Source organism: Paenibacillus sp. Paensp38 (assembly GCF_059491915.1).
Genome location: NZ_CP168516.1, coordinates 2,543,356 through 2,567,839, shown reverse-complemented (window position 1 = coordinate 2,567,839; position 24,484 = coordinate 2,543,356). Strand labels below are relative to the sequence as shown.

Genomic DNA, 24,484 nt, shown 5'->3' with positions numbered 1-24,484 from the left:
GTCTTACGCCAACCGCCCTGAGGCTGCCTCGGATGAAGTTTATTGGAAGCAGCTGGAACAGGCCAAAGCGGAAGCCGCACCGCTGCCTAAGGATTTTACCTACGAGGGCTCCTTAAACGCAGACAGCGAAGTGCTGACGGTAGAGTGGACCGAAGCTGAAACGCAGCAACTGTTAAAGCAGGTCCATCGCGCCTACAACACCGAGGTCAATGATTTGCTGCTGACCGCGCTGGGACTGGCGGTGCACAATTGGACAGGCGCAGGACAGGTACTGGTGAATCTGGAGGGCCATGGCCGGGAAGCGATCCTGCAAGAGGTGGATATTACACGTACCGTAGGTTGGTTTACGAGCTTGTATCCAGTGCTGCTGGAGACCGGCAAGGAAATGACACTGGCTCAGCGGATTAAAGAAACGAAGGAAGGTCTGCGCCGGATTCCACATAAAGGGCTGACCTATGGAACTTGGCGCTACTTGTCTCCTGCGTCTGCATCGGATGAAGCGCGTGCGATTGCAGCAGAACCGGAAATCAGCTTTAACTATTTGGGTCAAGTCGATCAGGATCTACAAAACAGTGGAATCACATTGTCACCCTATAGTGCAGGGGAGACAGAGGATGCACATTCACCGCTGCAATATACGCTGGATTTAAACGCGATGATCTCGGAAGGCACGCTGCGCTTGACGATTGCTTACAGCCGTAAGCAGTATCGTAAAGAAACGCTGGAACGTGTGGCGGGACTGCTTCAATCCGCTTTGCAAGAGGTCATTGCGCATTGCGCGGCTCAGGAGCAGCCGGAGTTGACCCCAAGTGATGTGTCTTTCAAAGGTTTGACGACTAGAGAACTGGAACAAATTGCGGAACAGGCAACACGTATCGGTGAGCTGGAAAATGTATACGCACTGACGCCGATGCAAAAGGGGATGCTCTTTTACAATCTGATGGATTCGCAATCAGGAGCTTATTTTGAACAGGCCTCCTTTGATCTGCGAGGACATTTTAATATCGCTGCATTTGCGGCCAGTTTGGATGTTTTAATGCAGCGGCATACGGTACTGCGCACGAACTTCTACAGCGGCTGGCAGGATGAACCGCTTCAGGTTGTGTACCGCAATAAGCGCAGTGAACTGTATGTGGAAGATTTGCGGGATATGAAGGACGAGCAGCAAAACGAATACATGCTCGAATTTACGCGTAAAGACAAGCAAAGAGGCTTTGACCTAGCACAAGACGCCTTGATGCGTGTCACTGTGTTGCGCACAGGTGAGGAGACGTACCGTTTTGTATGGAGTTTCCATCATATCGTGATGGATGGCTGGTGCTTGTCGCTGGTGACCAACGAAGTGTTTGCGAGCTATTTTGCGATCCTGGCCCATAAACAACCGGAACTGGCCCCTGTAACGCCGTACAGTCAATATATCGAATGGCTGGAGCAGCAGGATCGTCAGGCCGCATCAAGCTACTGGAGCAAGGTTCTGGAAGGATATGAGGAGCAGTCTCGTTTGCCACAGGCTAAAATTCAGGGCAAAACGGGGTATCAGTCGGAGCGTTTAGATTTTGATTTGGGCGCGGATCTCACAGCTGGTATTCAGCGCATAGCCAAGCGTTATCAGGTGACGATCAATACGTTGATGCAGACCGTTTGGGGTATTTTACTGCAAAAATATAATGGCACCGATGATGTCGTGTTTGGCAGCGTGGTATCTGGACGTCCGGCAGACATTCCGAATGTGGAGCACATCATTGGTCTGTTTATCAATACGATTCCGGTGCGTATCCGCAGTCAAGTGGACAGTTTATTCTCCGATGTGATGAAGCAAACCCAGGAGCAATCGATTGCTTCCCATACCTATGATACGTATCCGTTGTATGAAATTCAGGGACTGTCGGAGCTTAAGCAGGATTTGATCAATCATATTCTTATTTTTGAGAACTATCCGGTCGAGGAACAAATCGAGCAATTAGGCAGCGGTGATGAGTCCAGCTTCACGATCACCGGAGCCGAGTCTGTCGAGCAGACCAACTATGACTTTAACCTGGTGGTGCTGCCCGGGAACACCATTCACATGAGCTTTGGCTATAATGCTCTGGCCTTTGAACGGGAAAGTGTAGAACAAATTCGAGGTCATCTGGTGCAATTGCTGGAGCAGGTGACTGCGAATCCGAACATCCGTGTACATGAGCTGGATATGTTAAACGAGCAGGAGCGCGAGCAAATCGTTAAGGTTTGGGGGAATACAGCAACAGCAGCAACCTATGCAAGCGAGCAAACGATCCATGGCTTGTTCGAGACGCAAACGGCGCAGACACCGGAGCAGACAGCCTTGTTCTTTGAAGGAGAAACGCTGACTTATCGCGAGCTGAATGAACGCGCCAATCGCCTGGCTCGTACCTTGCGCAGTCAAGGCGTGACGAAAGATCGTTTGGTGGGTCTGATGACCGAGCGGTCGGTGGATATGATCGTGGGCATCTTCGGGATTTTAAAAGCCGGAGGCGCATATGTCCCCATCGATCCAACCTACCCGGAAGAGCGTATCCGCTATATGCTGGACGACTCGGGGGCGAAGCTACTGTTGACACAAAGTCATCTGGTGGACAAAGTCGCGTTTGACGGCCACATGCTGGTGCTAGATGGAGCACAAACGGTGTATCACGAGGATGGTTCTAACCTGGAGCCGTGGTCCGGTCCAGATGATTTGGCGTATGTGATTTATACATCAGGTACAACCGGGCAGCCGAAGGGTGTCATGCTGGAGCATCACGGGCTGTGCAATCTGAAAACATATTTTGATCAGACGCTTCGAATCCGCACGTCGGATCATGCGTTGCTGTTCGCTAGCTATTCGTTTGATGCGGCTTGCTGGGAAATCTTCCAAGCGCTGTTCTGCGGAGCCACGTTATATGTGCCAACGACAGAGACGATTTTGAACTACGAGCGGTTTGAGCAATATATGGCGAATCACCGGATTACGGTGGCCGCTTTGCCGCCGACCTATGCGGTGTATCTGGAGCCAGAGCGGATGCCACACCTGCGTATTCTGTTCACTGCGGGTTCAGCATCTTCCACCGAACTGGTATACAAGTGGAAGGATCAAGTGGCGTACTACAACGGCTACGGTCCAACTGAAAACTCAGTTGCAACGTCCATCTGGCCGGTGTCCGAGGATGCAAGGGCTGGACAACTCATTTCCATTGGACGTCCTGTGCCGAATCATCGGGTATACATGGTGGATGGGCATGGACATTTGGCTCCGGTAGGCGTAGCAGGTGAGCTGTGCGTGTCTGGTCCAGGTCTGGCGCGTGGATATCTGGATCGTCCAGAGCTGACGGCGGAGAAATTTGTAGCGAACCCGTTTGCGGTTGGTGAAGCAGGCTATGAACGAATGTACCGTACGGGTGACTTGGCGAGATGGATGCCAGACGGCAACATCGAATATTTGGGCCGGATTGACCATCAGGTGAAAATCCGGGGCTACCGGATCGAGCTGGGTGAGGTCGAGGCACAAATCTTGAAAGTGGAAGACGTGCAAGAGGTCATCGTACTGGCCCAAGCGGACGAACAGGGGCAAAACCAACTGGTGGCGTACTATGTCGCTGAAAGAGACGTAAGCGCTGGGGAGCTGCGTAGCTTACTGGGTGAGGATCTGCCCAACTATATGGTGCCTTCGTATTTCATCCAGCTGGAGCAGATGCCACTGACACCGAACGGTAAAATCGACCGCAAGGCACTGCCAGCACCGGAGGGCAGCTTGCAAAGCGGAGCGGATTATGTAGAGCCGCGCACAGCACTGGAGCAGACGTTAGTGTCCATTTGGCAGTCTGTATTAGGAGCAAAGAGAGTCGGCATTTTGGATAATTTCTTTGATCTGGGCGGCGATTCGATCAAAGCGATCCAGGTATCGTCCCGCTTGCTGCAAGCGGGCTACAAGCTGGAGATGAAGGATTTGTTCCAATATCCGTCCATTTCACTGCTGAGCAGTCATGTACACAAAGTTAGCCGCACAGCCGATCAGCGGGTGGTCTCGGGAGCAGTTAAATTGACCCCAATACAGCAATGGTTCTTTGGACAATCCTCAGCAGAGCCACATTATTTCAACCAATCGGTGATGCTGTATAGAGCACAAGGATTCGATGAAGCCGCATTGCATCAAACGGTGACCCAGGTGACGGAGCATCATGATGCATTGCGTATGGTCTTCCGTCAGACCGAACAGGGCTATGAAGCGTGGAATCGTGGTTTGAACGAAGGCGAGCTGTACAGTCTGGACGTTGTTGATTTGACAGGCGTCGAAGACACGGCAGAGGTGGCGATGGCGATTGAAACGAAAGCCAATGCCATCCAAAGCTCTATTCGTCTAGAAGAAGGACCGCTGGTGAAGCTGGGACTTTTCCGCTGCATGGATGGAGATCATTTACTGATTGCGATCCACCATTTGGTCGTAGACGGGATTTCATGGCGGATTGTGTTTGAGGATTTTGCCACGGGGTATGAGCAGGCCGTGCGGGGAGAAGCGATTCGCTTGCCATATAAAACGGACTCTTTCTCTGCTTGGGCAGAGCAGTTGTCTCAATATGCGAACAGTCCGGCGATCGACAACGAACGCGAATATTGGCAGCATCTTGCCCAAATGGAAGTTGCATCGTTGCCTAAGGATCAAGAGAGAGCGGAGGGACAACATTCTCTAATCAGAGACACTGCGACGGTGAGCGTAGCTTGGAGCGAACAGGAAACCCGGCTACTGCTGCTGGAATCGCATCGTGCGTACAACACCGAGGTCAATGATCTGCTGTTAACTGCACTCGGCACCGCGTTATATAACTGGAGCGGTCAGGAGCGCGTACTGGTCAATCTGGAGGGCCATGGTCGGGAAGCCATTGTTCCAGATATCGACATCACACGTACCGTGGGCTGGTTTACGAGTCAGTATCCAGTACTGCTTGATGTGGATGGGAAGGCAGAAGTAGGGCAGCGAATCAAGCGGGTGAAGGAAGACCTGCGCCATGTACCGCATAAGGGCATTGGCTACGGCATTTTGAAATATATGTCTCAGCATGATGTCCATCCTTCCTTGACCTTGCAGCCTGAAATTAGCTTTAACTATTTGGGACAGTTTGATCAGGACTTGGAAAATGGGGATATCAGGCTGTCTTCGCATCCAGGTGGAGAGCCGATGAGTGACCATACTGTACTGGAGCATCCTTTGAATGTGAACGGCATGATTACAGCGGGCGCGCTGACACTGGAGATTCGCTATGACAGTAAGGTATATCATCAGCAAAATGTAGAAAACTTTGCGCAGTTGCTGCAGGAAAGCTTGCAGGAAGTGATCGCGCATTGTGCCTCCCAAGAGCGGAGCGAACTAACCCCAAGCGATGTCTTGTTCAAAGGCTTGTCGTTGGAACAACTGGAGCAATTGACGGAGCAAACGGCTTCTGTGGGCGAACTGGAAAATGTGTATGCTCTTTCGCCAATGCAGAAGGGGATGCTGTTCCATAGCTTGATGGAGCCAGACTCAGCTGCATACTTCCAGCAAGCATCGTTTGATCAAAAAGGCAGCTTTGATGTTGCTATTTTCCGTAAGAGCCTGGATCTGCTGACACAGCGTCATGAAGCACTGCGGACGAATTTCCATCGGTTTGAGACAGGGCACAGTCAGGAGCCATTGCAGATCGTGTTCCGTCACAAAGATAGCGACCTTTCCTTCCAGGATATACGCGAAATGCCGAAAGCGGAGCAACAGGCCTATATCCAGGCGTTTAAGCAGGAAGACCAAGCTAGAGGTTTTAATCTGGGTACGGATGCGCTCATGCGCGTACAGGTATTGCAAACCGATGAAGAAACGTATCACTTGGTCTGGAGCTTCCATCACATTGTCATGGATGGCTGGTGCTTATCGCTTGTTACAGGCGAAGTGTTTGGTACGTACTTTGCACTGCTGGAGCAGAAGCAGCCGGAGCTTGCTCCTGTTACATCATATGGTCAATATATTGAATGGCTGGAGCGTCAGGATGAACGTGCGGCAAAAGAGTATTGGAGCAGCTATTTGGCGGGCTTTGAACAGCAGACGTTGTTACCTGGATCGGATACCGCATCAAAAGACCACGTGGCGGACAGCAGGGATCATACGGTGTCCACTACAGCAAGTGAAACCAGCGAATATATTTCTGGAAAAATAACGGTAGATCTGGATTCAACGCGGAGCGAAGCCATGTATCGGATTGCAAAGCAGCAGCAGGTCACGATTAATACACTGATGCAGAGCGTGTGGGGCCTTATTTTGCAGAAATATAACAACAATGAGGATGTTGTATTCGGCAGTGTCGTATCTGGACGTCCGACGGATATTGCGGGTGTAGAGCATATGATCGGTCTGTTCATTAATACGATCCCGGTTCGGATTCAAAGTAAACGGAATGCCACGTTTGTGGACATCATGCGGAAAACGCAGGAGCAAGCGTTGGCTTCGGGGGTATATGACAGCTTCCCGCTATATGAAATTCAGGCGCTGACCGAGCAGAAGCAAAATCTGATTAACCACATTATGGTATTTGAGAACTATCCGGTTGAGGAGCAAGTCGAGCAGTTGGGTGAAGTTCGTCCATCCGCTTTTGAAATTACGAATGTAGAGGTTGTTGAGCAAACGAATTATGATCTGGACTTGATTGTGATGCCAGATGAGCTTTTCCGCATCATGTTTAGATACAACGCGAATGTATATGATCGGTCTACGATCGAGCGGATGCGGGGACATGTACTGCATGTCATCGAGCAAATTATCGATAATCCACATATCCGTGTGAATGAGCTGGAATTGGTGACACCAGAAGAACAGGCACAGATCATTCAGGTGTGGGGAGATACGGCGGCAGATTATCCGCAAGATCAGACGTTAAGTTCACTGTTCGAGCAGCAGGTAGCGAGCACACCGGAGCAAGTGGCAGTGTTGTGCGGATCGGAATCGTTGACCTACGCGGAGCTGAATGAGCGCGCGAACCGTTTGGCTCGGACGTTGCGTGCGGAAGGTGTTGAACCGGATCAGCCGGTAGGCATACTGGTTCAGCGCTCGCTAGAGATGATCGTAGGCATCTACGCGATCCTCAAGGCAGGCGGAGCCTACGTGCCAATTGATCCAGAATATCCGGCTGATCGTATCCGCTTTATGCTGGAGGACTCGGGCGCGAAGCTGGTGCTGACGCAATCGCATCTGGCGGAGCAAGCATCGCTGAGTTTCGACGGCCAGGTGCTGGTGCTGGATCGTCAGGAGCAGGCTGGCCAAGACATTTACCACGAAGACGGCTCGAATCTGGAGCCACTGGCCGGACCGCACCATGTCGCCTATGTCATTTATACCTCTGGCTCCACGGGAAAACCGAAGGGCGTGATGGTGGAGCACCATTCTGTGCTGAATCGGATTTTGTGGATGCATGATCGGTACGGCTTGAGTGCGGAAGATACGATCCTGCAAAAGACCGCCTTTACGTTCGACGTGTCGGTGTGGGAGCTGTTCTGGTGGTCGCTGGTCGGCTCGAAGGTGAGCTTGCTGTCGGTAGGCGGGGAAAAGAACCCGGAAGACATCGTGGACACGATTGCCCGCGATGGAGTGAGCACGATGCACTTTGTACCTGCCATGCTGCATGCGTTCCTGGAGTATGTGGAGCAGCAGCCACGGGAAGTGATGCAAGTGAAACTGGCAACGCTGCGCCATGTCTTTGCCAGTGGTGAAGCCTTGCCGCCACAGCATGTGGCTCGCTTCCAACGGCTCGTGTCGAGCCTGACCGGAGCGAAGCTGATCAACCTGTACGGTCCAACCGAAGCGACGGTGGACGTATCGTACTTTGATTGCGAGCCGACGGAAGAATATGCAGTCATTCCGATCGGAAAACCGATTCAAAACATTCGCCTGTACATCGTGAAGGAAGGCACGGAGCAATTGCAGCCGATTGGGGTTGCAGGGGAGTTGTGCATCGGTGGTGTCGGTGTGGCACGTGGGTATCTGAACCGTCCGGAGCTGACGGCCGAGAAATTCGTAGCCGACCCGTTTGCCGGCGGGGAAGCAGGCTATGAACGGATGTACCGCACTGGCGATTTGGCAAGATGGATGCCGGACGGCAACATTGAATATCTGGGCCGGATCGACCATCAGGTGAAGATCCGCGGTTACCGGATTGAGCTGGGCGAGGTCGAAACGCAGCTGCTCCAAGTAGCGTCCGTGCGAGAAGCGGTTGTCATGGCGCGTGCAGACGAAACGGGACAAAAACACATGGTGGCGTACTATGTCGCCGGGCAAGAGCTAGGAGCCAGCGAGCTGAGAAGTGAGCTGGGCCGAGAGCTGCCAAGCTATATGGTGCCGTCCTACTTTGTACAACTGGAGCAAATGCCGCTGAGTCCCAATGGAAAAACTGACCGTAAGGCCCTGCCAGCACCGGAAGGCAGCCTGCAAAGCGGAGCCGATTATGTCGCACCGCGGACGTGGGTGGAAGTGAAGCTGGCGCAAATTTGGCAGGATGTGCTGGGCCTGGCGCAGGTCGGCGTGAAGGAAAACTTCTTTGAGATTGGTGGACACTCGCTGCGGGCGACGACACTGGCCTCGAAGATTCACAAGGAGTTGAACAAGCCGCTTCCCCTTCGCAGCATTTTTGAAGCACCCACGATTGAACAACTGGCAGCCGTTCTGGAAGGTCTGGATCAAGTGGTGTACGCATCCATTCCGGTAACAGAAGAACGTAGCTTCTACCCGTTATCTTCAGCACAAAAACGACTGTATGTACTGCATCAGTTTGATCCAAGTGATGTGAACTACAACATGCCGTCGGTGCTGCAAGTGAGCGGTCCGCTGGATGTGAAACGAGTAGAGGACGTGTTCCGTCAACTGATTGCCCGCCATGCGACCTTGCGTACCCGCTTTGAGCTGGTAGACAATGAGCCGATGCAATGGATTGAAGACAGCGTGCCATTCGAGGTGGAATATACGAAGGTACAGGTAGAGAGTACGACTACGGCTACGGATCAGGGCACAGCTACAGGATTGGATACAACTACAGCTACGTACACGAGGATTAGCGAGGAAGCACAAGAACGGGTACGGCAGTTTATCCGTCCGTTTGATCTAAAAGCTGCACCGCTGCTGCGGGTAGGCTTGGTGGATCTGGGTGTCCAAGGAGTAGAGCAAGAATCCCAGCATTTACTCATGCTCGACATGCACCATATCGTTTCGGATGGCGTGTCGATGGAGGTACTGACCGATGAGTTTGTCCGCTTGTATGGCGGTGAAGAACTGTCGCCATTGCGGATTCAGTACAAAGACTATGCCGTATGGCAGCAAAGCGAAACCCATCAGGAGTGGATGCAGCGTCAGGAAGCGTACTGGCTGGGCACCTTCCGGGGCGGAGTGCCTGTACTGGATCTGTCAACCGACTTTGCCCGTCCGGCGGTGCAGAGTACGGCAGGGGATACGATCGAATTTGCATTGGAGCGTGAGGTTAGTGAACGCCTGAAAGAACTGGCTTCGCAAACAGGCGCTACCCTATACATGGTGCTGCTGGCGGCGTACACTACGCTCTTGCACAAATACACGGGCCAAGAGGACATTGTCGTCGGCACGCCGATTGCAGGACGACCGCATGCGGAGCTCAGTAATCTGGTGGGTGTCTTCATTAACACGCTGGCGATTCGCAATTATCCGTCCAGCGACAAAACGTTTCTGGATTATCTGCAAGAGGTGAAGGAGCATGCGCTCAGTGCTTATGAGCATCAGGACTATCCTTTTGAAGAACTGGTTGAACAGCTGAATTTGACGAGAGATACGAGCCGAAATGCGCTGTTTGACACGATGTTTGAGTTGAAAACCTTGGAGCAACAGGAGTTACTGCTGGAAGGTTTGACCTTGAGCTCCTATCCACTGGAAAATCATACGGCCAAGTTTGATCTGACTTTAGATGCAGTGGAGCAGCCAGAAGGCATTCTGTGCAGTCTGGAATATAGCACGGCGTTGTACAAGCCTGAGACCATGACGCGATTGGCACAGCATTTTGCGGAAATCGTTCGAGCTATTGCATACCATCCACAACAGCCCCTGGCAACTTTGAATATGGTAACCGTTGAGGAAAAGGAGCAACTCATCTACGGTTTTGGAGAAGTGGGAGTATCGGATGGTGCGGCAGTTGAAGCAGGAGCCCTGTTCCATACCTATGTGGAAGAACAGGCACAGCTTGTACCAGATCATGTGGCGGTGGTATACGAGGAGGAGCAGCTCACTTACCGGAAACTGAACGAGCGCGCGAACCAATTGGCGCGGAGATTGCGGAATGAAGGCGTTGGACGCGAGTCGATTGTCGGCATTTTGAGTGAACGCTCGGTAGACATGCTGGTCGGCGTACTGGCGGTGTGGAAGGCGGGAGGCGCCTATGTGCCGCTGGATGCAGACTATCCGTCTGAACGGATTCGTTTCATGCTGGAGGACAGTGGTGCGACGGTATTGTTGACCCAAATCGGCTTACAGGAGCAAGCACAGATATGGCTTGGGGAAAGCCGACAGGCCTTGGCCGGAGGGCAGACTGAGGGTGAGTTGGAAACAGCGGCTGGTGCTGAAACGATGGAAAGAGACAGCCTAAATGAAAACTTAGGCTCAAAATCAGATTCGAAGTCTGACAGCGAAGCAGCATCCGAACCGGCAACAGGGCTGCGTCTGCATACCGTATTGGCATTGGACGATGAGTCACTGTACACCGGAGATACGACAGACGTCGATCACATCAACGAACCGCACGATTTGGCGTATGTGATCTATACATCCGGGACAACCGGACGGCCGAAGGGCGTCATGATCGAGCATCGCAGCCTGGTGAATACGGCTACGGCGTATCGCCGGGATTATCGCCTGAACCAATTCCCAGTCCGACTGCTACAGCTGGCGAGCTTCTCGTTCGACGTATTCGTCGGGGATATCGCGCGGACGCTCTATAACGGCGGCACGATGGTCATTTGTCCGAAAGACGACCGGATTGATTTTAGCCGTCTGCACGGATGGATTCGCGATGTCCAGATTACCGTGTTCGAATCGACTCCGGCCCTGATCGTACCGTTTATGCAGCATGTGCATGAACAGGGGCTGGACATGAGCAGTCTGGAGCTGCTGATCACGAGCTCGGATAGTTGCAGCGTGACGGACTACCGAGTGCTGCAAGAGCGGTTTGGTGCGGATATCCGCATTATGAACAGCTACGGCGTCACCGAAGCGGCGATTGACTCCAGCTTCTACGACGAAGAGCTGTCGAAGCTGCCAAGCAGCGGCCATGTGCCGATTGGTCAGGCGTGGCTGAACGCACGCTTCTACATTGTGGACAGCCAGCTGAATCCGGTGCCGATCGGCGTACTGGGTGAGCTGTGCATTGGCGGAGCCGGGGTGGCACGAGGCTACCTGAATCGTGCAGACCTGACAGCCGAGAAATTCGTAGCGAATCCGTATGTACCAGGTGAACGGTTGTACCGTACAGGCGATTTGGCGCGATGGATGCCGGACGGCAATGTAGACTTTATCGGCCGGATGGATGATCAAGTCAAAATCCGGGGCTTCCGGATTGAACTGGGCGAGGTGGAAGCGCAGCTGCTGACCGTAGACGGCATTCAGAAAGCCATCGTCACCGCCTGGGAAAACGAAGACGGAGACAAGGATCTGTGTGCGTATGTCGTAGCCTCGGAGGCGCTGAATTTGCCGGATCTGCGCAGCACACTCCAGCCCAAACTGCCGGGCTATATGATCCCGACCTATGTCGTACAACTGGATCGTTTCCCGCTGACACCGAACGGAAAAATTGACCGCAAAGCGTTGCCTGCGCCAGAAGCGCGCCTCGAAGGAGGCACGGCGTACGTGGCACCGCGCACACCGCTGGAAGAGCAGTTGGTACGTATTTGGCAAAGCGTTCTGAATCATCATCAAATAGGCATCCAGGATAACTTCTTTGAAGTGGGAGGACATTCTCTGCGCGCTACCACCCTGATGGCGAAAATCCATCAGGAGCTGAATCACAAGCTGGCGTTGCGAGATATTTTCCAATATCCGACGATTGAGCAACTGGTGCAGTTGATGGGTGAAGATCAGACCCAGCAAACGTATGTATCTATTCCTGTGGTGGAGGAGCGTGAATATTATCCTGTTTCCTCGGCGCAAAAACGGATGTACGTGCTGAGTCACCTGGAAGGTGGAGAGGTTAGCTACAACATGCCAGGAGCGTTGATTATCGAAGGTTCCTTGGATAAAAAACGACTGGAACAAGCCTTCCGCCAGCTGATTGCCCGTCATGAAGCCCTGCGAACCCGATTCGAGATGGTGGATGGTGAGGTGATTCAACGGATTGAATCGGGCGTCGCATTCAGCGTGGAGCATGTGCAGGCAAGCGAAGAAGAGACCCAGCAGTATGCCCAAGACTTTGTACGCGCATTTGATCTCGCACAAGCACCATTGCTGCGGGTTCAGCTGGTGGAAACCGGACCGGAGCGTCACGTCATGCTCTATGACATGCACCATATTATTTCGGATGGCGTCACGGAAGGAATTATCGTGCAGGAGTTCTCTCAATTGTATGAAGGCAAGGAACTGCCGCCACTCCGTATTCAGTACAAGGACTATGCGGTTTGGCAGCATGCCGATATGCAAAGTGAGCGGCTTCGTGAGCAGGAAAGCTACTGGCTGAACACGATGGCTGGTGACATTCCGGTGCTGGATATGCCTACGGATTTTGCAAGACCAGTCGTACAGCGTCTGGAAGGAGCGCGATTGGAATTTGCGATCAGCCTGGAGGACAGCGAACAGTTGAAACAGCTGTCCGCGCAAACCGGCTCCACCTTGTACATGGTATTGCTGGCCGCGTATAGCACGCTTTTGCATAAATATTCGGGACAGGAAGACATTATCGTCGGCACGCCGATTGCCGGAAGACCGCATGCGGAGCTGGAGGGCTTGGTAGGCGTATTCCTCAACACGCTGGCGATCCGCAATTATCCGGCTGGTGACAAAACGTTCCTAGATTACTTGCAAGAGGTCAAAGAGCATGCGCTCAGTGCTTACGAACATCAGGAATATCCTTTTGAAGAGCTGGTTGAAAAGCTGAATTTAACGCGGGATACGAGCCGGAATGCGCTGTTTGACACGATGTTTGAGTTGAAAACATTTGAGCAGCAGGAGTTCGAGCTGGAAGGTCTGACCTTTAAAACGTATCCGACAGACAATCATACGGCCAAATTTGATCTGACCTTGGATGCCGTGGAGCAGCCGGAAGGCATTCTGTGCAGTCTGGAATACAGCACGGCGCTGTACAAGCCTGAGACCATCGCGCGATTGGCACAGCATTTTACCGAACTTGTACGTGCGATTACTCTTCATCCGCAGCAGCCACTGGCAGCTTTGGATATGGTAACTGTCGAGGAGAAGGCACAAATCATCTACGGTTTTGGAGATGTGGGAGTATCGGATGTTACTGCTGAAGCAGGAGGCTTATTCCATACTTATGTGGAAGAACAGACCCAGCTTATACCAGATCATGTGGCGGTGGTGTACGAGGAACAACAACTGACGTACCGCACACTGAACGAGCGTGCGAACCAATTAGCCCGTAGATTGCGAAATGAAGGCATTGGCCGTGAATCGATTGTTGGCATCTTGAGTGAACGCTCGGTCGACATGCTGGTCGGCGTATTGGCGGTATGGAAAGCCGGAGGTGCATATGTACCGCTGGATGCAGACTATCCGTCTGAACGCATCCGCTTCATGCTGGAGGACAGTGGTGCTACGGTACTGTTGACCCAAACGGGCTTACAGGAGCGCGCGCAGGTCTGGCTGGATGAAAGCGAAGCAGTATCCGAACCCGCAACGGGACTGTGTCTGCATACTGTACTGGCGCTGGACGATGAGTCGCTGTACACCGGGGATGCCACGGACGTTGAACCTATTAATGAACCGAAGGATCTGGCGTATGTGATCTACACGTCGGGAACAACGGGACGTCCGAAGGGCGTCATGATCGAGCATCGCAGCTTGGTGAATACCGCCGCGGCGTATCGTCGGGATTATCGCCTGAACCAGTTCCCGGTACGTTTGCTGCAGCTGGCAAGCTTCTCCTTCGACGTGTTCGTCGGCGATATCGCCCGGACGCTCTATAACGGCGGAACGATGGTTATCTGTCCGAAAGACGACCGGATTGACCCGAGCCGTCTGTATGGCTGGATTCGTGACTACCAGATTACCGTGTTCGAATCGACTCCAGCCCTGATCGTACCGTTCATGCAGCATGTATATGAGCAGGGACTGGACATGAGCAGTTTGGAATTGCTGATTACCAGCTCGGATAGCTGCAGCGTGACGGATTATCGGGTGTTGCAAGAACGATTTGGCGCAGATATTCGCATTATGAACAGCTATGGTGTTACGGAAGCGGCGATCGACTCCAGCTTCTACGACGAAGAACTGTCGAAGCTGCCAAGCAGCGGTAATGTGCCGATTGGACAGGCATGGCTGAACGCACGCTTCTACATCGTGGACAGCCAGCTGAATCCGGTGCCGATCGGCGTACTGGGTGAGCTGTGCATTGGCGGAGCTGGGGTAGCACGAGGCTACCTGAACCGTGCGGACCTGACGGCCGAGAAATTCGTAGCCAATCCGTTCGTGCCAGGTGAACGATTATACCGCACAGGTGACTTGGCGCGATGGATGCCGGACGGCAATGTGGACTTTATCGGCCGGATGGACTATCAAGTGAAAATCCGGGGCTATCGGATCGAGCTGGGCGAGATCGAAACGGCGATCCAGCGGGTGCCGGGTGTACGTCAAGCGGTAGTCATCGACCGGACGGATGAGCGTGGACACAAGTACTTGTGCGGATACATCACAGGAGAAGCTGAGCTGCGGATCGAGGAGGTACAGGCCGAACTGGAAGCCGGACTGCCAGCGCACATGGTGCCTGCACGTTTGATGCGACTGGAGACGATCCCCCTGACGAGCAACGGCAAAATCGACCGCAAGGCCTTGCCGGAACCGGAAGGAAGCATCCATACGGGTGCAGCCTATGTGGCACCGCGTACGACGGTGGAGCAAGTACTGGCTGCGGTATGGGCCGGGGTGCTCGGCGTGGAAGCGGTAGGTGCGCAGGATAACTTCTTTGAGCTGGGTGGCGATTCGATTAAGGCCTTGCAAGTATCCTCCCGATTGCTGCAAGCAGGTTATCGACTGGAGATGAAAGACCTGTTCAGTCATCCAACCGTGTCCGCCTTGGCACTGAAAGTTCAATCGGTGACCCGATTGGCGGATCAAAGCGAAGTGGTGGGCGCTGTGAAGCTGACACCTGTTCAACACTGGTTCTTTGAGCAAAACCTGACGGATGCTCATCATCATAACCAGTCCATCATGCTGCATAGCAAGGATGGTTTTGATGAACCGGCCCTGCGCACGGCGATGGATCAAATCGTTAGCCATCACGACACACTGCGGATCGTTTTCCGTCCTACGGAGCACGGATATGAAGCCTGGAATCGCGCAATTGGGGAGGGCGAGCTGTATACGCTGGAACGTATAGACCTCAGCCATGAGACTGAGGTGTCAGCGGCGATCGAGGCTAAAGTGAATGAAATTCAGGCGGGTATTCAGTTAAGCGAAGGACCGCTGGTGAAACTGGGGCTGTTCCATTGCCCAGATGGTGATCATTTGCTGATGGCGATTCATCACTTGGTGGTGGATACCGTATCTTGGCGCATTTTGTTCGAGGATATTACAACCGCCTACGAGCAGGCATTGAACGGACAAACGGCTCGCCTTCCGCACAAAACGGATTCGTTCCGCACCTGGGCGGATGGGCAGTCTCAATATGCGAATAGTCCGGCCATGGCAGCAGAACTTGCATTCTGGAAGGAAATGGAACATGGCGTATATCAGCCGCTTCCAAAAGACGAGTCCCCTTCTCATTCCTTGAATAGGGACAGCGAGAACATGACAGTTACGTGGACAGCTCAGGAAACGGAGCAGTTGTTAAAACAGGCGCATCGTGCCTACAACACGGAGATGAATGATTTGCTGCTTACCGCATTGGGACTGACGATTCATCGCTGGGCGGGCCTGGAACGAGTGCTCGTGAGCCTGGAAGGCCATGGGCGGGAATCCATTCTGCCAGAACTGGATATTACGCGCACCGTGGGCTGGTTTACGACCCAATTCCCAGTTGTGCTGGATATGAGCGTGGGGCAAGACCTTTCACAGCGCATCAAACAGGTGAAAGAAGGACTACGCCGCATTCCGCAAAAGGGCATTGGCTACGGGATGTTGAGATACCTGTCCGCAGCCCGTGAGCAAGAGCGTTTTGTGACCGAACCTGAAATCAGCTTTAACTATTTGGGACAATTTGATCAAGATATGCAAAATCAATCTATTGGCGTATCTCCTTACGCTAGTGGTGCAGAGCTTAGCGCCCATGCAGCCAGATCGCACACGCTGGATATGAACGGACTGATTTCGGAAGGTAAGCTGCAATTGACAATCAGCTACAGCAAGCAGGAATATCGTCGTGAAACGATGGAGCAGTTAGCTGAACAGTTCAAAATCAGTTTGCAGGAAATCATTACGCATTGCACAGGCCGCAAACAGCAAGAACTGACGCCAAGCGATGTCATGCTTAAACATGTAACGATGGCCGAGCTGGATCAATTGGTAGAACGGACTCGTGACATCGGGGAACTGGAAAATGTCTATGCGTTGACGCCGATGCAAAAAGGCATGCTGTTTCATAGTCTGATGGATGCAGCATCCGGGGCTTATTTTGAACAAACGACCTTTGATTTGCACGGACGTTTCCAAGCGGATATTTTCCAGGATAGCTTGAATCATTTGGCGCAGCGGCATGAGATCTTTAGAGCTAATTTCATCAGCGGTTGGCAGGATGAGCCTGTGCAGGTGATTTTCCGCCGCAAGGAGGTTGGTTTCAGATGTGAAGATTTGCGTCATCTGAATGAGCAGGAACGTGACGCGTATGTGCAGGAATTTATTCGCAAGGACAAGGCAGCCGGATTCGATTTGTCCCGGGATGCGTTGATGCGCGTGGCGATTTTACGAACAGGTGATGAGGATTATTATTTTGTGTGGAGCTCTCATCACATCTTGATGGATGGCTGGTGTGTGGCGTTAGTCACGGATGAGGTGTTTGAGGCTTATTTTGCAGCCGTGGAGCATAGACAGCCGAAGCTTGCCCCCGTGACTCCATACAGTCAGTATATTGAGTGGCTTGAAGCACAGGATGAAGAAGCAGCAGCTTCCTACTGGAAGGATTATTTGCTCGGCTATGATCAGCAAACTTCGATTCCGACCGGAAAAGTAGGCGTGAAAGCGGACGATGCCCAATTTGAGCATATCCTGTGTGATCTGGGCAAGGATTTGACTGGACGTATGGAAATGGTGGCCAAGCAGCACCACGTGACCCCGAATACATTGCTGCAAACAGCTTGGGGCTTGCTGCTCCAAAAGTACAACGGTAGTGATGACGCTGTTTTTGGTGGTGTAGTGTCGGGTCGTCCAGCGGATATTTCGGGGATCGAAAACATGGTGGGCTTGTTCATTAACACCATTCCAATACGTATCCGCAGTGGGGTTGACGATACCTTTGCCGACCTGATCAGAACGAATCAGAAACAGGCGCTGACTTCTCAAGATTATGAAACGTATCCGCTGTATGAAATTCAAGCCTTGACCGAGCAAAAGCAAGACCTGATCAACCACATTATCGTGTTTGAAAACTATCCGGTGGAGGAGCAGGTCGAGCAACTTGGCGAAGGGGCAGCGTCGGACTTTGAAATTCGCAATGCCGGCATGATTGAACAAACCAACTATGATTTCAATCTGGTTGTCATGCCGCAGGAAGCGATGAAAATCCGATTTGAATACAATGCGAAGTTATATGATCGTGAAGCCGTGAAGCGGACTCAGGGCCATCTGATACAGCTATTGGAGCAGGTGGTAGCGAAGCCGGACACTCGGGTGCAGGAGCTGGATATGGTAAGTACGCAGGAGCGCGAGCAAATTCTCCGCGTATGGGGCAATACAGCCGCCGAGTATCCGAGCGAGCAAACGATCCATGGCCTGTTCGAGACACAAACGGCACACACACCGGAACAGCCAGCATTGTTCTTTGAAGGAGAACAGCTGACCTATCGCGAGCTGAATGAACGTGCGAATCGTCTGGCGCGCACCTTGCGTAGTCAAGGTGTGACGAAGGATCGTTTGGTGGGACTGATGACCGAGCGTTCGGTGGACATGATCGTGGGCATCTTCGGGATTTTAAAAGCCGGGGGCGCATATGTCCCCATCGATCCGACCTATCCAGAGGAGCGTATCCGCTACATGCTGGACGACTCGGGTGCGAAGCTGTTGTTAACGCAAAACCATCTGGTTGATAAAGTGGCTTTCGACGGTAGCGTGCTGGTGCTGAATGGGGCACAGGGTGTGTATCACGAGGATGGTTCCAATCTGGAGCCGTTGTCTGGTCCGAACGATCTGGCCTATGTCATTTATACGTCAGGTACGACGGGGCAGCCGAAGGGTGTTATGTTGGAGCATCGCGGTCTATGCAATCTGAAAACGTATTTTGATCAGACGCTCAAGATCCGCACGTCGGATCATACGTTGCTGTTTGCTAGCTATTCGTTTGATGCGGCTTGCTGGGAAATCTTCCAGGCGCTGTTCTGCGGAGCCACGTTGTATGTACCAACGTCAGAGACGATTTTGGACTATGAGAGATTCGAACATTATATGACAGAACATCAGATTACGGTGGCGACGTTACCACCGACCTATGCGGTGTATCTGGAGCCGGAGCGGATGCCATACCTGCGTGTTCTGTTCACTGCGGGTTCAGCATCCTCAACAGAATTGGTATACAAGTGGAAGGATCAGGTGGCGTACTACAACGGCTACGGTCCAACCGAAAACTCGGTGGCGACGTCCGTCTGGCCGGTATCCGAGGACGAGAGAGCAGGACAACTCATTTCCATCGGACGCCCTATACCGAATCATCGGGTGTACATGGTGGATGTGCATGGACATTTGGCTCCGGTAGGCGTAGCGGGTGAACTGTGCGTGTCCGGTCCGGGTCTGGCCCGTGGTTATCTGGATCGCCCAGAGCTGACGGCTGAGAAATTTATACCAAATCCGTTTGCGGCTGGTGAAGCCGGCTACGAACGAATGTACCGTACGGGTGACTTGGCCAGATGGATGCCAGACGGCAACATTGAATATTTGGGCCGGATCGACCATCAGGTGAAAATCCGGGGTTACCGGATCGAGCTGGGCGAAGTCGAGGCACAAATTTTGAAAGTGGAGGATGTACAAGAGGTCATCGTACTGGCCCAGGCGGACGAACAGGGGCAAAACCAATTGGTGGCGTACTATGTTGCTGAAAGGGAAGTGAGCGCTGGTGAGCTGCGCAGCTTACTGGGCGAGGAGCTTCCAAACTACATGGTGCCTTCGTATTTGGTACAGCTGGAGCAGATGCCGTTGACACCGAACGGTAAAATCGACCGCAAGGCACTGCCAACACCGGAAGGCAACCTGCAAAGCGGAGCTGATTATGTCGCACCGCGGACGTGGGTAGAAGTGAAGCTGGCGCAAATTTGGCAGGATGTGCTGGGTCTGGCGCAGGTCGGTGTGAAGGAAAACTTCTTCGAGATTGGCGGACACTCGCTGCGGGCGACGACGCTGGCCTCGAAAATTCACAAGGAGCTGAACAAGCCGCTTCCACTGCGCAGTATTTTTGAAGCGCCAACGATTGAACAACTGGCAACGGTCATGGAAGGTCTGGATCAAGTGGCGTATGCGTCCATTCCGGTAACGGAAGAACGCAGCTTCTACCCGCTTTCCTCGGCGCAAAAACGACTGTTTGTGCTGCATCAGTTCGACCCGAATGATGTGAACTACAACATGCCGTCAGTGCTGCAAGTGAGTGGTCCGCTGGACGTGAAGCGAGTGGAGGACGTGTTCCGTCAACTGGTCGCCCGCCATGCAACTTTGCGTACCCGCTTTGAGCTGGTGGACAGTGAGCCGGTGCAATGGATTGAGGACACCGTGCCGTTCGAGGTGGAGTATACAAAGGTACAGGTAGAGGGTGCGACTACGGATACAGATCAGGATACAACCACGGATACGGACACGATGGTCAGCCAGGAAGCACAAGAACGGGTGCGGCAGTTTGTACGTCCGTTCGATCTGAAAGCCGCTCCGCTGCTGCGGGTAGGCTTGGTAGATTTGGGCGTACAAGGAACCGAGCAGGAATCGCAGCATTTACTCATGCTCGATATGCACCACATCGTCTCGGATGGCGTGTCCATGGGAGTACTGACCGATGAATTTGTCCGCTTATATGACGGTGAAGAGCTTTCGCCATTGCGTATACAGTACAAGGATTATGCGGTATGGCAGCAAAGCGAAGCCCATCAAGAGTGGATGCAACGTCAGGAAGCGTACTGGCGGGGCACCTTCCGGGGTGAACTGCCTGTACTGGATCTACCTACGGACTTTGCCCGTCCGGCGGTGCGAAGTACCGCAGGCGACACGGTGGTGTTCGGACTGGAACGTGAAGTCAGCGAACGGCTGAAAGAACTGGCGGCGTACACAGGCTCCACGCTGTATATGGTGCTGCTGGCGGCGTACACCGCGCTCTTACACCAATACAGCGGGCAAGAGGACATCGTAGTCGGCACACCGATTGCCGGACGACCGCATGCCGATCTGGAGCCGATGATTGGGATGTTCGTCGGAACGCTGGCATTGCGAAACTATCCGACAGCGGAACATACCTTCCGCAGCTACGTGGAAGAAGTGAAAGTTTGTGCACTGCAAGCCTATGAACATCAGGACTACCCATTTGAGGAGCTGGTGGAAAAGCTAAATGTGAAGCGGGATATGAGCCACCATCCGCTGTTCGATACGATGTTTACCCTGCAAACCACTGAGGAAGGCGAACTGCAACTGGCAGATCTGAGCTTCCGTCCATACGGCTTGGAACAAACGCCAGCGAAGTTTGATTTGACGCTGGAAGCCAGAGAGGAAGAGGCGGGTATCCAGTTCGGATTGCAGTATGCAACTGCGTTGTACGAGCGTGAAACGGTAGAACGGATGACGCGTCACTTTGTTCGCTTGGCCAAAGCTGTGGCGGTGAACCCGGATGCGAAGCTGGGTGAACTGGAGTTGATTACAACAGAAGAAACCGAGCAGATTCTGAAGGTATTCAATGATCCGAATGCGCATAGCGTGCTTGGAGCATTACAAGGCCATTCGCTCAGCGAACGCTTTGAAGAGCAAGCGAAGCGCAACCCTGAGCGGATAGCCGTTGTGTCTGGGGCCACCGCGCTGACCTACACTGAGCTAAATGAGCGTGCGAACCAATTGGCTCGTGTGTTACGAGCGGAAGGGGTCGAAGCAGATCAACCGGTGGGCGTATTGCTGGAACGTTCTGCGGATATTCTGGTGAGCATTCTGGGGGTACTGAAGGCCGGAGGCGCGTATGTGCCGATGGATACGATGTATCCACAGGAGCGCATCGACTACATGCTCCAAGACAGTGGGGCCAAGGTCGTGATTACAAGTAGAGTTGCCAACCTGTCGCTCAGCTTGCCATCCACAGTTCGAGCTGTAGTCTTGGATGACGAGGACGTTCAAGCTCAACTGGGAGCACAGGATGCGAGCAACCTGATCCCTGTCGCCGGCCCGCATAACCTGGCCTATATGATTTACACGTCAGGCACCACCGGTCAGCCGAAAGGGGTCATGATCGAGCAGGGCAGTGTTAGCAATCTGGTAGATGCTTTATGGAAACGAGTATACAGCCGTTACGAACAGCCGCTTCATGTCGCATGGCTGTCAGCATTTGTATTTGATGCTTCGGTGAAGCAAATCTTTGCCAGCTTGCTGTTAGGCCACACTCTGCATGTGGTGTCCCGTGACGTCAGCCTGAGCGGAGAGCATTTGATCGCCTACTACCGCACGCACCGGATTGATCTGTCGGACGGCACACCTGCGCATCTGCATATTTTGAACGAAAGCGTCAGTGTGACGGAAGCGCCGGAAGTGAAGCATTACCTGATTGGTGGCGAAGCATTATCCGTGCAGCTGGTACAAGTGTTCCTGCACAAGTGGTCCGGGTATCGTCCGGTGATTACGAACGTGTACGGTCCGACCGAAACGACGGTAGATGCGACCGCTTATACGATTGAAGATGTGGAGTCCCTGAACGCATTGCTGGAAAAAGGGGAGCATACGGTATCCATCGGAACGCCGATCGCGAACCAGTCTGTGTACATCTTGAACAGCCAGCAACAGCTGGTGCCGATCGGTATCGCAGGTGAACTTTATATCGGGGGTGCAGGTGTGGGACGAGGATACCTGAACCTGCCGGAGCTGACGGCAGAGAAGTTCGTCCTGAATCCGTTCGCTGATGCGGCAGCAACCGATCCAGCGGACAGCACTCACGCAAACCGGATGTACCGCACGGGCGACTTGGCACGGTGGATGCCAGACGGCAGTATTGAGTATTTGGGCCGGATCGACCACCAGGTGAAAATCCGGGGTTACCGGATCGAGCTGGGTGAGGTGGAAGCGCAGCTGCTGACCGTGGATGGCATTCAGAAAGCCGTGGTCACAGCATGGGAAAACGAAGACGGACACAAGGACCTGTGTGCCTACATCATAGCTTCAGCGTCCCTGAGTTTGCCGGAGCTACGGAATGCGCTGCAGCCGAAGCTGCCCGATTACATGATCCCGACGTATGTGGTACAACTGGATCGTTTCCCGCTGACACCGAACGGGAAAATCGACCGCAAGGCGCTGCCGGCGCCGGAAGCACGCCTCGAAGGAGGCCTGGAGTACGTTGCACCGCGGACGCCGCTGGAAGCCAAGCTAGCCCAAATCTGGCAGGATGTCTTGAAGCTGTCCAGCGTAGGAGTCACCGACTCATTCTTTGACGTGGGTGGGCACTCCCTGCGAGCAACGACGCTGGTGGCCAAAATCCATCAGGAACTGGACAGCCGGATTACGCTGCGTGAGGTGTTCCAACACTTTACGATTGAGCAGCAAGCCCAGCTCATCGCAACGCACGGCACAGACACCTATACGGTGATTCCTGCGGCGGCGCAACAGGCATACTACCCGGTTTCCTCGGCTCAAAAACGACTGTACATTTTGAGCCATCTGGAAGGTGGGGATCTCAGCTACAATATGCCGGGTGTATTAACCGTGGAGGGACCGCTTCAGGCCGATCGGCTGGAGGATGCGTTCCGTCAGTTAATAGCTCGCCATGAAACGCTGCGGACTTCCTTTGAAATGCTGGAAGGCGAGGTCGTACAGCGGGTGTACGATCAAGTGGAGTTTGCAGTAGAGCACCTGCAAGCCAGGGAGTCCGAAGCCGATGCCTATATCGAGTCCTTTGTACGCAGCTTTGACCTTCGCCAGGCACCACTGCTGCGTGTCCGTCTTATTCAAACCGGACCAGAGCGCCATCTCCTGATGTACGACATGCACCATATTATTTCAGACGGTGTATCGTCGAACAATATCGTGCAGGAGTTGGTACAACTGTACGAAGGACAGGCATTGGAGCCGCTGCAAATTCAGTACAAAGACTACGCCGTGTGGCAGCAGCAGGAGATGCAGCGTGAATCATACCAACGCCGGGAACACTTCTGGCTGGAGCATTTAGCTGGAGAGTTGCCGGTACTGAATTTGCCAATTGCTTATCCTAGACCTGCTGTTCGCAGCTTCGAAGGTGCGATGTATGAATTTACAGTGGACGCGAATGTATCCGAGCAACTGCACCGAATTGCGACACAAACCGGAAGTACACTGTACATGGTGCTGTTGAGCGCCTACACCGTTCTGCTGTCCAAATACAGCGGTCAGGACGATTTGATCATCGGTACGCCAGTAGCAGGCCGCTTGTTGCCTGAGCTGGAGCCACTGATCGGAATGTTCGTCAATACGCTAGCCATCCGGCATCAGCCGAAAGGCAACCAAACGTTCCACAGCTACTTGCAGGAAGCCAGAGATCGTACGCTGCAAGCCTTTGAGCATCAGGATTATCCACTGGAAGAGTTGGTGGAAAAGCTGGATGTAGCACGGGATGCAAGCCGTAACCCGTTGTTTGACACCATGTTTGTACTGCAAAATACAGAGTCGCAGGAAACGAAGCTAGAAACGCTGTCCTTCAGTCCATATGTTCAGGAGCACAGCATCTCCAAATTCGATTTGACCTTGTCTATGAGTGATGAAGACGGGGAAATCAAGGGTTCGTTTGAATATTGCACGAAGCTGTTTGGAGCCGACGCTATTGAGAGATTAACCAGAGATTTGATAGCGATCCTGTCCCAGATTGGAATCGATCCAGATTTGCTGTTAGGCGATATTCAGGTTAACTCGGACGAGCGGCCGGAAGGCTTCTCACCGGATTCCATCGACTTTGTTTTTTAA

Annotated in this window: 1 protein-coding gene (cut by a window edge); it reads left to right on the top strand. The window is 53.1% G+C overall.

Annotated features, from left to right (window positions below):
* Positions 1–24,484: the 3' portion of a non-ribosomal peptide synthase/polyketide synthase gene (locus tag ACEN8J_RS11040; RefSeq protein WP_495594496.1), read on the top strand. Its footprint begins 17,846 nt before the window's first position; the window shows 24,484 of its 42,330 coding nt (coding positions 17,847–42,330); its start codon lies off the left edge, out of view; its stop codon occupies positions 24,482–24,484.